This is a genomic window from Fictibacillus sp. UD (assembly GCF_043558025.1).
GTDB lineage: Bacteria > Bacillota > Bacilli > Bacillales > Fictibacillaceae > Fictibacillus.
The window spans coordinates 318500-331450 of record NZ_JARUHH010000002.1; the positions used below are offsets into that span (position 1 = coordinate 318500).

Consider the following 12951-nt stretch of genomic DNA (forward strand, 5'->3'; position numbering starts at 1 on the left):
GGAGATGAAATGATGTTCTTTGGAATAGATGATTTCTTTCATTTTGCATACGATAAAGATTCGCAAACCGTGAAAAGTAACATAGAAGAATTATTGGGAAAAGTAGAAACTGTTCATGTTCTTTCAAAAGAAAATAGAGTATTAGTTTTAACGAGGGATTCATTAAAAATTGACTATTTGTATGGATTTGATTTGGAAGGCCGTCTCAAATTTAAGACACCACCTCCAGAGCATTATCATTTTTGGTATTTAAACGGCAAGCAAATCGCTTGTATTGAAGCGGATGACTCTGCAAAAAAATCACCTCGTTCAGGATGGTGGTTTTCAATTGATCTAGAAAACGGAAATTTGACGATGGGATCGCCCGCTTACTAATTTATTTTTTCATGGTAAAGCAAAAAATGCTCAAGGATCACTGATTAAGCGTCCCTGAGCATTTTATTTTATTCTTCTCGTAACCATGATTATAGTAGGCTATCAATTTTTTAGATTCATATTTTTAAATTCGGATTTATAATGTTCGTTCTCAAGAGAATCATCCTGAAGGATTCCTCTTCGGACATATTTGATAAGAGAAGATACCTCCTTCAACACTCTACTCTCTTCAGTTGGCTCCTTCCACCAATTATCCCTTTGTCCATACGGTCTGTCATCTGAGCAGTACGTGTACTGAATCCAGCTAGGCATATACGTTTTAAGCGTGAGTGAACATCTTTTCATGTGATAAGGCGAACTCACAACCAGTATTCTGTTTATGTTTTGGAGACCAAACTTTCTTTGTAAAACGTAGGCAGAGCCAATCACGTTTTCCGTGGTGTTAGTTGCTTCTTGTTCTAAGATGATCTTTTCCTCAGGCACTCCCATCCTAACGAGATGCTCTTTCATCCATTCGGCCTCAGTAATTTCTTTATCCCACCTGGCGGATGAGCCGGAAATCAAGATGAAAGGTGCTCGATTTGCTAAAAATAAGTCCGCAGCCTTTTTAATTCGGTACATACTCTTACCTCCGAACACGAGTATGCAGTCGCCACACTTCCCATCATCAGATAAGTTGGTAAATAACAAGTTTGTGATTTGTTCTCGTGTCAGATCTGTTGAATCAAGAGATGAAATGAGCATGTAGCCCTCCTTCAGTTGTTACTAGTTGTTTTTTCCTAATCTATACCCACACGAATTAAGTCTAAACAAGGCTATTTGACAAATGGCCGGTGCTGACGTCGTTTCACTATACGGTTCTCTCTAACTTCACCTCAAAATCCGGCTTCGTAACATATTCCTTATAGTGAACTTGTCCTTCTTTGTTCAAATAATCCAGATAACGTGTGTGGTAAGCCTCACCTGTAAGCATGTCGAGCACTTCATCTTTCGCCACCCAGCGGCTGTCCGTTGTTTCGTCTGACACGCCAAGTTCTCCTCCCACTGGCTTACAAACAAAGTCGAACATCACTTTCGTCGGAATGTCTGTTACGCCATCGTGCCATTTGTATTGAGCTGTGTTTGAATATACGCCAGTTAAATGTGAAACGGTGACGTCGATCCCGCTCTCTTCTTTCACTTCTCGAACGAGAGCATCCATTAAGTTTTCTCCCGCTTCAACCTGCCCTCCCGGAAACACCCAGCCGTTATGATGTGTTTTTACCAATAAAATGTTTCCTTTATCATCCTCAACAAGTCCGCCTACTGCTACAATATGTGTTGGCATCGCCATAATCCTAACCTCCGATAAATTGTATTTCTATCATCCTATTTCATCATACCTACAATTAGTATTTTTTCCCATAACAACCAAATGATAGTTTCATGATAAGAAAAACAGCTATCCTAGATAAGATAGCTGCTCCTATTTCTTATATTTACTTAAAGCGTCAAATAAAAATTCCTTGTTATAATTCGCCTTTTGATGGATTACATCTACCCAATGACTGATTGCCTCTGTTTGATCCTCTTTATGTAACCCGTTATTGGTACTTAAGAAACTCTCCCAATTGTAAAATTCCCAGTGAGCGGTCTCTCCTTTATGAGGAACTCTGCATTCAAATAGTGGCTTCGGACCTATAAGATTTTGTGAATACTCTGCCCCGCGCAAAAAATCATTCATTTCAATTGGATTAAGATCAAATACTTGTTTAGAAGTTTTACCATTTGGTCTATGATAAAGGATTTCCACCATATTGTTCTTTTCAGGTTGGACTTGAATTTCAGCTCCCGGAAAAAAGCCTCTTAACCTATAATTTGTGTAATTTTCACTTTGGGTTTCAACCAAAATAGGGCACAGCCATTGGTCACCTAAATCGCACAAAAAACGATTGCCCTTATCGTCTAGCGCAACAACGGCCACATGTGCATGTTCTGTATGAAATTGAGAACCGATTGGAAAAGCTGTAATCCCGTCTTTCTTAAACTCATCGAGTAACCAGAGGGCAAGATCAAAGCAATTACCTGTAATACCATACTGTTTCCGATGTTCTTTCATGAGTGAAACGTCTCTTTGTTTTCTGTGTGTACCTTTATGAAAATACCAAGCCTTCGTTAACGTTTCCATCGGAAAATCATCGAATTTACGCCAGGTTCTAAGAATTTCTGATGATGGATTCACAATTATTCACCGCCTTTATTTCCTTTCATTAACAGACCATAGTCTTTTAACATTCACTAAATTCATTTCTTTAAATTCCATTCTATAAATATCAGGTTTTGATGTACTATGTAAAAAATTCAAGTCATAAGTGCTATCAAAATAACCCATCATCAACGTCATAACAGCCCCGTGAGAACCTATTACTATTTTCTTATCACGAAATTTTTCTAATAGCTCTTTTAAAACTTTAATAGCCCTTTTTTGACAATCATCATTGGATTCTCCGCCTTCTAATGCAAAATCTGATTCCTTAAACGATTTCTCCAATAGTGGAACTAATTGCTTATCAGAAATCCGATTACCGTCATAAGAGAATTTCTTTTCTTTTAAATCTTCATATACTAATACTTCTTGCCCTATTTGTTCAGCTAAATGTTTGACCGTTAAAATGGAACGTCTATAGGGGCTTGAAACAACTACATTAATGTTTTCACATTTCAAAATGTCAGTTATTATATTAGAATCTAAATAACCTTTTTGAGTTAATCCCCTTGTTCTCTCATTTCCTTCTTTTGGCGATTCACCGTGTCTTACCATATAAACATACGTACTCATCATTTATTTCCTCCACTAGTTTATAAATTCAGGAAGAACAAGATTGTTATTACCAACTAATTATACCTTTAATGGAAGATAGATACAGTACTATGCTATCCACCCAGCCACTTCTAGGAATTATCTAAAAAGCAGTGCGAATTCATTTACGAATCGCACTGCTTTTATGAACATTTAGATCTTCTGTTAACTTAATAGATTGCTTCACTCACAGCTTTGTCGTATTGTAACTCCCTAACACACGAACATCGTGTCCGAAAGCCTGCAGAATTGTAATCGCTTTGTTCATCTTCTCTTCATGTAAACCGTTTTGCGCTTCTACAAAAAAGTGATACGTTCCTAATTGTTTCTTCGTTGGGCGCGATTCAATCCACGTTAAGTTGATTGATAGCGCCGTAAAGACGTTCAGTATGGAAGATAATACACCCGAATAATCTTCTGTCGGAGAGATCAGCAGCATTGTTTTTGTTTTAATTTCACTAACTTCTGTGTTTTCTTTGCTGATCACCACAAAACGCGTGTGGTTATTATCGTTGTCTTGAATGCCGCTTTTTGTAATTTGTAAGTCGAACACCTCGGCTGCATATTTTGAGGCGATCGCCGCTACATCTTTTCGTTCTTGATTTTTCACAGCTTGTGCGGCGGCAGACGTACTGTCATACTGCCTGCTTTTCACTTTGGATTCTCTTATAAAATCCCTGCACTGAGCGAGAGCTGGAACAATCGACCATACTTCACGTATCTCATCCAAGCTAGCTCCTTTTAAGGTAAGGAGGTGCAAAGAAACTGGAAAGATGATTTCTGCTTCAACAAAAAGATCATGCCTGAGCAGACCGTCTGCTGTGATGTTAATCGTGCCTTCAATCGAGTTTTCAATAGGAACTATCCCTTTATCAGCAATCCCTTCTTCAACCGCTTCGAGAACATCTACTATCGAATCACACTTATGCCAATCGTTCTGTTGATCAGCAAAATATCGAAAGGCAGCTTCTTCCGAGAAACTTCCTTGTGGACCTAAATATGCTACTTTCATTACGAGAGAACGCCTGCCTTTTGTTTTTCATATCAGTATACAACGATTGATGGGATTCACCAACTTTTTAATAGAAAAAGAAAAAACGGAACTATTAAGATAGCTCCGTTTCTCCTACACCTATTGTTTTATTTCAACGCATTAACCGCATTAATTAAGCCGAATCCTGCTTCCCCATCATACCCACGTTTGAACACATCTTCAGAAGAAGATTGAATAACGTGTTTTACTTGTGCTGGTGAAAGCTTGTCTTTACCGTGCTGTGCGATAATTACGCCTGCAAGTGCAGCTGTTTTCGGTGCAGCCATAGAAGTTCCACCATAATAAGCATATCCGCCAGGAACTGTAGCTAAGCAAAGATAAGTGTTATCTCTACCCGTTTTAGTTACAGGGTCATAGTTAGGACCAAGGTCTCCACCTGGCGCCATTACATCGATTTTCCCAACACCATAGTTGGAGTAGAATGCTAAATTCTTAAGCTGTCCGCCTGCAGATACTCGAATCAACGATTGACTACTCGGACTACGGTGAGTTGCACCATTGTCATCTCCAGACAATTTTCCTGGAGAACTGATATCCACTGCATTGTTTCCAGCAGATCCAACTACCGTCACACCTTTTTGAATTGCGTATTGAATCGCTCGGTTAAACAAACGAACATCTGCTACCGTATCTTTAGTTGCATAATCAGGATTTTGGAACCAGTCATATCCTCCAAGAGACATGTTTACAACATCAACATTGTCATCCGCTGCTGTCATTAATGCTTCAGCGATATGAGACGTTTCCGCTCCACCTGTTGGACCGAATACGCGATAAGCTGCTACTTTTAAATCTGGACCTACACCCATTGTACGGCCTTTAGCGGCAATTGATCCTGCAACGTGTGTTCCATGTCCATTTTCGTCAATTGCATCCTTATATCCTGGAACGAATGACTTTCCGTATGCATAATTGTCTTTTAAATCTGGATGGTTATAATCAATTCCTGTATCAATAACACCTACAACGATGTCATTTCCATCTACTGATTTACCAGTGCCGCCAGGAAGTTTCCATGAAGCTCCGTCTCCTGTAACTTGCTTAATATCCCATTGTAATGTTTCGTACAAATCTGCACCTGTTGCAGCTTCAGTAACCATTGCCTGAGCTTCAATAGCTGCTGTTTCAGGGTAAACGATGTTTTGTACTCCTGCATCTAGTACTGTGCTCGATTTCTTAATTTGAGATAGGAAGTTTGGATTAGTAGAAACGACCTCTACCGCACCAAGCTTGTCCAGTTTCGCTTCAATCTGGCCTCCAGCTTTAGAAATGTCAGCTCCAAAATTTGTCGGCAACTTCGCTTGATCCTTAAAAATAACTATGTACTTCTTCTCTTGCCCTACTTCTGCCTTTGCTAAAAATGGGGAGCCACTTAATGCGACGGAAGCCCCAAGTGTTAGTGCAAGGGCACTAGCCATAAATTTACTTTTCATGAAGATCATTCCTCTCTTGTATTCTATATTTTATTATAATTATTTTTCATATATTTACAATTCATTTTCAGAACATTATTTATATTCTGTTAATAATAATTCATTATACCCACAACCAAAGTCTCGTTATTGTAAACATACTAAACTATTATTAGATATGAATAATTTTTCTAAAATTACTTTTCTGGCATAATAAAAACAACCTTCTCAACTGAGAAGGTTACTTTAGTAGGACTTTTAATTTTTAAGCTGCTTTTCAAGAAGGTTAATAAACTTCTGTTGAGCTTCTGGCTTTTGAATCATTTTATTAACCCGAGCCTTACTTTCTAAGCCTCTAACGTGACGGTTTATAAAGAATAAACGGTGATACTTTTCTTGTTCATATATACGCTTAAACCAATCGTACTCTTTTAAAATCTCTATATGACGATCAATCTTTTGCGTATCAAGTGTGTCCTTATATCCTGTATTAGAAAACAAGTTGCTTATGAATTCTATTAATGCGTTTAGAATGGTGGTCACTCCCTATTACTTGACTTTGTATAGATTTTTAACGACCCGCCATCAACTCCATATACTTCTCCAACATGCGTCCAGCCGTACTTTTCATAATACCCTTCCAGATCCGTACTAAGATAAAGATTTCCAAATCCTTTTCGCGCAGTTTCTTCAATAGCATGCTGAAGTAATTGTGAACCGATTTCTTTTCCTCTATATTCTGGATTCACATACAAACAGGCAAACCATGGGTATAGATCTTGGCGGCTGTTAAGATCATTCCTAAGCAATGCATAAGTTCCTACAATTTCTTCTTCAATTAATGCAATATAAAACCTCGGTAATTCATCCTTTGTTTGGCAAGAATGAATCATGCAGTTTTCATAAAACTTGTAGTTTTGTTCGCTTCCCCACTGTTTCCAAAAAACATTTACTGCCTTATCAAACAAATCTTTTCGCTGTTGTACTTCAACTATTCTCAACAAGTATCTCTCCTATCATTCAAACCTTTTACTCTTTGGAAAAATTTAAATTCACTCGTTCACTTTCGCTTTTTTAAAGATTGAAAGAGCCGCATAGCATGACAAAATCAAGGAAACAAAAGCGATAAACGTATACATATTTACATACAGTGTGTTCGTTCCTTGATTGAGCCAGCCAAATCTATAAATTTGTGAATCCATGTTTGTTGGTGGTCCGCCTAGTTCATGGATCAAACGCTTAAAGAAGGAGATCTCCATCACAATAGAAACAATGAAGACAAGAAAAGAAGCTGCTAATATATTTGTCCATTTCTTTCTATTCAGTTCCAGCTTTTTTAACAGTGTTAGAAGTGCAAATCCAGAGTAGGCTATAATAATGATTGCAAAAAATAGAGGAATTAATCCTAGGTTTCCATTTCCTCCAAGCCGGCCAGGCTTTTGTGTAAACAGGTCTACAAGAAAAATAAAGAATAAACTCGCTACTACAGAAACGATCCATTTATTAAGATATGCCCTCATTACCTGTTCTCCTTTTATAAGGGGATCTTTTTAAGATCTCTTTATGGTAAAGTTCTTGTTTCATTCTCCATTTTTCATTAATCACACCGAGCAACTCTTCTTGTTTCTTAAATGAAATAATCCTGGAGTCTTGATTTTCAACTCTATTTTCAACCTCATACTTTAAAGCTGTTTCATATGTAATTCCATCGAAAATAGCAAATAATAGTTCATTTAAATCGGTAGTCGTTAACCTTTTTAACTCAACCCCTCTTTCGACTATAGCGTAGTGATAACCAGTTTCGTCCACCTCAATATGAGGAATAGCAAAGTCTTTGGAGAATCCGTATGTTAAGTGATATGTATGTACATTAATTAATTTTGCATAGTGATCCACTACTTTTTTTATTGATTCTAGACTTTCTTTATCCATTCACATTTCCGCCTCTCAGTATTAAGTCACAAAAAATTTACCTTTACCTGTTTCCTACTTCATAATCATGTGCTAGTCTTCTTATATAGGATAATTTAACTAGATTAGGATGTTCGACAGATGTGTAATGATAATATTGCGATACAAATCATTAAGAAGCTAGGTACATTGTTCGAGGAGTACAGAATGAGTAAGTGTGAAAAACAACGCAAAAAATTGGTTCATGATATCCAGATTCTTGGTGAAAAATTAGAGGAAATTCAATAACTAAGCTTAGGGTTTTTAAACTTTAAGCTTTTTTTATTTCTCGAACGTATACCTTTCTATAATAAAGTCTATAAAGGACCGACTTGCAATTGGCAGCACTCTTTTATCCTTATAAGCAAGACTGATCGTGCGTGCAAACGATGGTGAAATTGGTTTTGTCACAACCTGATACGGACATCTGCTTAAAATCAATTTCGGTAAAATCGAAACACCCAGTCCCTGCTCAATCATCGACATAATGGCGTAATCATCATGTACACGGTATTGGATATTCGGTTCAACACTGTTTTGTTTAAAGATCGTTAAGGGTTCACTGATTTCTCCCTCATCTAAAAGGATATAGTGTTCGTTCATCAACTCTTCTAAAGAGACCACGTCTTTTTCAGCTAAAGGATGATTTTCTGGAACCACCGCAAACATTTCATCTTTTTGCAACGGAATCATCGTGAGATTCGATACAGCATTTGGATTCACAAAACCAAAATCAACGCTGCCTTCTTTAATCCAATTCGCGATATCTGTATAATCCCCTTGATGAATTTCAAATTCAACCGCTGGATATTGTTTCTTAAACTCTTTTATCAGCCCCGGCAACCAGTGACAGGAAACACTTGAAAAGGAACCGATTCGAATAAGCCCGGTCTCTAACCCTTCCATCTCTTTAATTTTTTCTTTTAATTCTCTATGTGAGTTGCAAATCTTCTTAATAAAAGGCAGAAACTCTTCTCCATCTGGAGTCAGTGTAACTCCCGTTCGAGACCGTAAAATGAGAATCGTTGAAAGTTCTTCCTCTAAGGAATGCACCATTTGGCTAATGGCGGATTGGGTATAACCGAGCTCTTCCGCCGCTTTCGTGAAACTGCCTGTTTCAACAGCTTTAATAAAAGCATAATAAGCATTCACTCATCTCATCCCCCTTATATTAGAAAATCTAATACTTCCATTATAAATATTCGTTTTATTAATGAAAAGCCAGGTGTTACGATATATCCACGCAAAAGAGAATGAGGAGAGGTCAGGCGTTCGAATATGACACAAAAACAAGCAAACTGGATTTTAGCTTCTGTTTCGATGGGTTGGGGATTGTCGTATGTGTTTATGAAACTCACGGTTGGCAGCATTCCTTCATTAACGATCGTTGCCCTGCGATTTGGCATTGCTTTTATTGTGATGATGTTGATCTTCCGCAAAAGAGTATTTTCGGTAGATGTTCAAACGTTGAAATACAGTGCCATTGTTGGTGCTTTGTTATGGGGAGTATTTATCACGCTTATGTATGGGATTCAGCATACGTCGGCTTCATCTGCCGGATTTCTGGTGAGCACAACCGTTATCATCGTACCGATTCTACAGACATTCATCACAAAAAAATGGCCGACGAAAGAAGTGGCAGCAGGCGTGATCCTCGTTTCTTTTGGCTTAGCTCTTCTTACGATTGGTAAGGATTTCAGGTTTGCGTTTGGCTCATTTTATTGTTTAGCAGCTGCGTTTCTGTACGCTATACACATTATTGCAACGAATCATTTTGCGCGGAGAGTAGATGCCTTAATACTCGGGATCTATCAACTCGGATTCGCGAGCATTTTTGCAGCTGTTGGGTCGTTTATTCTTGAAACTCCCGTTTGGCCGCAGACTCTGATTCATTGGGTAGCCATACTCGGATTGGCACTCATCTGTTCTGCTTATGGCTTTGTGATGCAGCCTATCGTACAAAAGTACACGACGCCTGAGAGTACGGGTTTTCTGTTTTCACTCGAGCCAATTTTCGCAGCTCTGTTTGCATTCATCTTCCTTAAAGAAAATATGGGGCTTCAAGGATATATCGGTGCCGTCATTATTTTGTGTGGTGTGTTTATCGCCAACTCTACTTATACAAAACATAAGGCTATAAGGCTAGTGGCAGAGAATAACGGAATTGTGGAAAAGGCTTAGAGGGAGTTAGATTTAGCCGCTTTAACCGGCAGCTAACTCTAGGGTTAGGCAAAGAATAGATTTTACATAAACAATGCCGCAAGCCAAAACCCTGCTGGAATGGATGCCCAGAGTGTTGCATTTATGAAAATCAGCTTAGGATAACTTGTTTTGTTAATCCCATTTTTATAATAAAACCACCATACGTTCACAGCTCCGATTACCCAGACAGGAAGAATTAAAAAGAACTCTGGCGCGACATAAGTTTCGTCCGTATAGTTCTCTCCGATGGTTCCCGCTGCAAAGAAAACAGCGATAAAAACCGTAAGAAAGCCGCAAATGATGACATTGCTCCAAACAAGAAAAGTCTTCACTTTATCTAACTCCTTTTTGAGCGTAATGTTAGATCGGCCCGCCGCCTCCACCATGGTGGTTGTTTCTTCCTGCAGCCCTCGTTCTTTCAGTAGCATTATTGATCTGCGTTCCTTGACTCAAATGCTGATCATCATGGTAGATGTTGACACCGCCCGTCCCCCTCTTCTTCCCGCGATTATCAAAATAAATGGCTAGTGCGCACACAATGACAAGTGGTGTTAGAACAATTATCCATAACATATTGATCACTCCTCACTATTTATATAACCTACAATCTTTTTACCTTATTATTCCATTATACAGGTTTTGTTCTGAAAGTAGGTCTTGTTTTTTAACAATCGACAATCCCACGTCTCTTACTATTATCGTATGTCCTTCTCAAGCGGACAACTTCTTTCATGTGAAAAATTTGTGGATTGAACACCAATTCTTGTGGATTGAACCCAAAATCTCGTGGATTATATGTAAAATTTCGTTGATTGCATATCTATTCTTGTTGATTCAAAGCCTAAATTTAATGGATCATCAAAAAAGATGTACTTCTCAGCTGGAATGGGCATTATAGATTCACTTTACGATACTCTTTTATCCGCTAAAACCGACCCTGGCCGACTGCCACACACTTTAAGGAACAGAATCAGACAATTTTTATTGACCATTGGATCAAAACTGTGCAGAAGACCATCCTTTTTCACACTTAACGAAAATCCTTTCTTTACCGCAACAAAAAACCGACCCAATTCTCTATCCAGGGTCGGCTGCTTACTTAATTATTCTGTTTTGCTGCTATCTGGCTCGTCTTCCCGCTTATTGTAGTCGTATTTTGAGGGATCAACTTTCTTGAATCCATCAATTTTGTGAAAACGCAGCAAATCACCGTAAACGGTTTTATCAGATAGATCGAGTTTCATTTGTACGTCTTTTTCTAATGCTTTAATCTCTTCCGTCTCTTCAATCAGTTCACCAGTTTTTGAATCATAATATTTACCATCGATTCCGGTTACCTTAGGAGAAACAAAGTCTCCGTTACGTAACGGTGTCACTTCATCATGGTCCTTAGACATTAAGTCCGTTCCGAACTGAATGTAGTCTTTTGTTTCCATGCCCAATAAGTGCATTAGTGTTGGACGAAGGTCGACTTGTCCTCCGACTTTATCGATGGTGCCACCTTTTAGACCAGGTGCATGGATAAACAATGGTACCTTTTGTAGATGTGTGTTCTCATAAGGTGTAATCTCTTTGCCGATTACTTTTGCCATCGATTTATTACGCGTTTCGGCAATACCGTAGTGGTCACCATACATGACAACCATCGTATTGTCGTATAGACCAGCTTCTTTTAAGTCTGAGAAGAATTGCTGTATCGCTTCATCCATGTATCGAGCTGTTTGGAAGTAACGGTCTACCGTTCCATCTCCTGTTGTGTGAGGTTCGATCGTCGCGTCCTCTTCAGAGATTGGGTATGGGAAGTGGTTCGATAATGTGATGAATTTTGTATAGAACGGTTGCTTTAATGACTTCAGCATCGGCATCGATTCTTTGAAAAACGGTTTATCTTTCAGCCCATAGTTCGAAACGTCTTGTTCGTTCATATCATAATATTCTGCGTCAAAGAACTTCTGAAAACCAAATCGTTTGTAGATTACATCACGGTTCCAGAAAGACTTGTAGTTACCATGGAAAACAGCTGTTGAATATCCTTGTTGTTCCATGATTGCCGGAGCCGCTTGGTACGTGTTTTCTCCTTTTGTTGAAAACGCTGTTCCTTGTGGTAATCCGTACAATGAATTCTCGAGCAAGAACTCAGCATCAGCTGTTTTCCCTTGAGACGTTTGGTGATAAAAGTTATTGAAATACAATGTGTTCTGGTCTCGCGTTAACGAGTTCAGAAACGGCGTTACTTCTTGTCCGTGTAATTTATAGTTGATCGCAAAGTTCTGCAGGGACTCCAAATGAAGGTAGATCACGTTCATCCCTTTGGCTTTCCCAAAGTATTCCGGGTTTGGTTCAGCGTAATTGGCTTTCACGTAGTTCTCTACTTCTGTTACGTCATCTGTATTCGCAAGTGCACGTTGAGCCGTTGACTTAGAACTCACTACGGCATCATAGATGGTGTAGTTATACATCCCTAAATATTTCACGATGTAATTACGGTCGAACGTTCTTGTTAATAGCTCAGGACGATCAATTTCAGCTAATAGTAAGTTCGCTGATAATGTAATGACGGCTGCAAGTCCTACAGCCAAAACACTTTTACGCTTTACTTTAACGGGTTCTGGGTTAATCTTTTTCGTTAAAACGAACACCAACAATATGATGATATCTAAAAAGAATAGAACATCGTAAGGGTTAAACAACGCACCAATACTATTGCCAATCGTACCGGCATTGTCCGTCTGCGTTAACGTTGGCAGCGTGATAAAGTCTGTAAAGAAACGGTAGTACATCATATTGGCATACAACAAGAATGTCATAAGACCATTAATGACAATCATCCAGATGAACGATTTTCTTCCTTTAGCAAACAGTGCAAACCCTAAGAAAAGTAGAGCAGAGCCTAGTGGATTGAAGAATAATAGAAATTCTTGAAAACCACCTTCTACTCCTAGGTTAAATTCAGTTTTATAAGCAACGTATGTTTTGATCCAAAGAACCAAAACCGTTAATGTGAAAAACACCATATGTTTATTTATACTATTTTTTAGACTTGTCAATTTTCTCACCTCTACTGGTTCCAAAACAATCTAGCAATCTTCTTTACTTCTAAAAGACATCAAAATACTTTT

At 38.5% G+C, this 12951-nt stretch carries 17 protein-coding genes; 3 read left to right on the forward strand and 14 right to left on the reverse strand.

Annotated elements, in window-relative coordinates:
• Positions 1–12 precede the first annotated feature (12 nt).
• Entirely contained in the window at positions 13–375 is a 363-nt protein-coding gene (locus P8610_RS05255; RefSeq protein WP_394603396.1) for a hypothetical protein, read from the forward strand.
• 102 nt (positions 376–477) lie between these two features.
• Here P8610_RS05255 and P8610_RS05260 read toward each other — a convergent pair whose 3' ends face one another.
• From P8610_RS05260 to P8610_RS05305, 10 genes are all read right to left on the reverse strand, one after another.
• Complete coding sequence (locus P8610_RS05260; protein ID WP_394603397.1) at positions 478–1119, reverse strand: YdcF family protein; 642 nt, start codon at positions 1117–1119, stop codon at positions 478–480.
• A 106-nt stretch (positions 1120–1225) separates the two neighbouring features.
• Positions 1226–1708: an NUDIX hydrolase gene (locus P8610_RS05265; RefSeq protein ID WP_394603398.1), complete on the reverse strand. Its 483-nt coding sequence runs from the start codon at positions 1706–1708 to the stop codon at positions 1226–1228.
• A 132-nt stretch (positions 1709–1840) separates the two neighbouring features.
• Complete coding sequence (locus P8610_RS05270) at positions 1841–2596, reverse strand: hypothetical protein (protein ID WP_394603399.1); 756 nt, start codon at positions 2594–2596, stop codon at positions 1841–1843.
• A gap of 15 nt (positions 2597–2611) precedes the next feature.
• Positions 2612–3193 (reverse strand): histidine phosphatase family protein, encoded by a 582-nt coding sequence (locus P8610_RS05275; RefSeq protein WP_394603400.1) that lies wholly within the window; start codon positions 3191–3193, stop codon positions 2612–2614.
• A 208-nt stretch (positions 3194–3401) separates the two neighbouring features.
• Positions 3402–4226, reverse strand: coding sequence for a prephenate dehydratase (pheA, locus tag P8610_RS05280; protein ID WP_394603401.1), 825 nt, complete (start codon positions 4224–4226; stop codon positions 3402–3404).
• 128 nt (positions 4227–4354) lie between these two features.
• On the reverse strand, positions 4355–5701 hold the full coding sequence (locus P8610_RS05285; RefSeq protein ID WP_394603402.1) for a S8 family serine peptidase: 1347 nt from the start codon (positions 5699–5701) through the stop codon (positions 4355–4357).
• A 237-nt stretch (positions 5702–5938) separates the two neighbouring features.
• Positions 5939–6223 (reverse strand): hypothetical protein, encoded by a 285-nt coding sequence (locus tag P8610_RS05290; protein ID WP_394603403.1) that lies wholly within the window; start codon positions 6221–6223, stop codon positions 5939–5941.
• Positions 6220–6681 (reverse strand): GNAT family N-acetyltransferase, encoded by a 462-nt coding sequence (locus tag P8610_RS05295; RefSeq protein WP_394603404.1) that lies wholly within the window; start codon positions 6679–6681, stop codon positions 6220–6222. The genes P8610_RS05290 and P8610_RS05295 overlap by 4 nt, the downstream gene beginning before the upstream one ends.
• Before the next feature lie 51 nt (positions 6682–6732).
• On the reverse strand, positions 6733–7200 hold the full coding sequence (locus P8610_RS05300) for a hypothetical protein (RefSeq protein ID WP_394603405.1): 468 nt from the start codon (positions 7198–7200) through the stop codon (positions 6733–6735).
• Entirely contained in the window at positions 7184–7612 is a 429-nt protein-coding gene (locus tag P8610_RS05305) for an Imm63 family immunity protein (RefSeq protein ID WP_394603406.1), read from the reverse strand. Before P8610_RS05305 ends, P8610_RS05300 begins: the two co-directional genes overlap by 17 nt.
• 120 nt (positions 7613–7732) lie before the next feature.
• Between P8610_RS05305 and P8610_RS05310 the strand changes: the two genes are divergently transcribed.
• Positions 7733–7879: a hypothetical protein gene (locus P8610_RS05310; protein WP_394603407.1), complete on the forward strand. Its 147-nt coding sequence runs from the start codon at positions 7733–7735 to the stop codon at positions 7877–7879.
• Between the two features lie 33 nt (positions 7880–7912).
• Here P8610_RS05310 and P8610_RS05315 read toward each other — a convergent pair whose 3' ends face one another.
• Positions 7913–8782 carry a LysR family transcriptional regulator gene (locus P8610_RS05315; RefSeq protein WP_394603408.1) on the reverse strand — a complete coding sequence of 290 codons (870 nt, stop codon included), beginning with the start codon at positions 8780–8782 and terminating at the stop codon, positions 7913–7915.
• 126 nt (positions 8783–8908) lie between these two features.
• On the opposite strand from P8610_RS05315, the gene P8610_RS05320 reads away from it, so the two are divergent.
• Entirely contained in the window at positions 8909–9811 is a 903-nt protein-coding gene (locus P8610_RS05320) for a DMT family transporter (RefSeq protein WP_394603409.1), read from the forward strand.
• Positions 9812–9873: 62 nt separating this feature from the next.
• Here the strand turns inward: P8610_RS05320 and P8610_RS05325 are convergent, their stop codons facing one another.
• The 3 genes from P8610_RS05325 to P8610_RS05335 all read right to left on the reverse strand — a co-directional run bounded on the left by P8610_RS05325 (position 9874) and on the right by P8610_RS05335 (position 12903).
• Positions 9874–10164, reverse strand: a complete 291-nt coding sequence (locus P8610_RS05325; RefSeq protein WP_394603410.1) for a hypothetical protein — start codon at positions 10162–10164, stop codon at positions 9874–9876.
• Between the two features lie 28 nt (positions 10165–10192).
• Entirely contained in the window at positions 10193–10405 is a 213-nt protein-coding gene (locus P8610_RS05330; RefSeq protein ID WP_394603411.1) for a hypothetical protein, read from the reverse strand.
• A gap of 530 nt (positions 10406–10935) precedes the next feature.
• On the reverse strand, positions 10936–12903 hold the full coding sequence (locus P8610_RS05335; RefSeq protein WP_394603412.1) for an LTA synthase family protein: 1968 nt from the start codon (positions 12901–12903) through the stop codon (positions 10936–10938).
• Between the last annotated feature and the right edge of the window lie 48 nt (positions 12904–12951).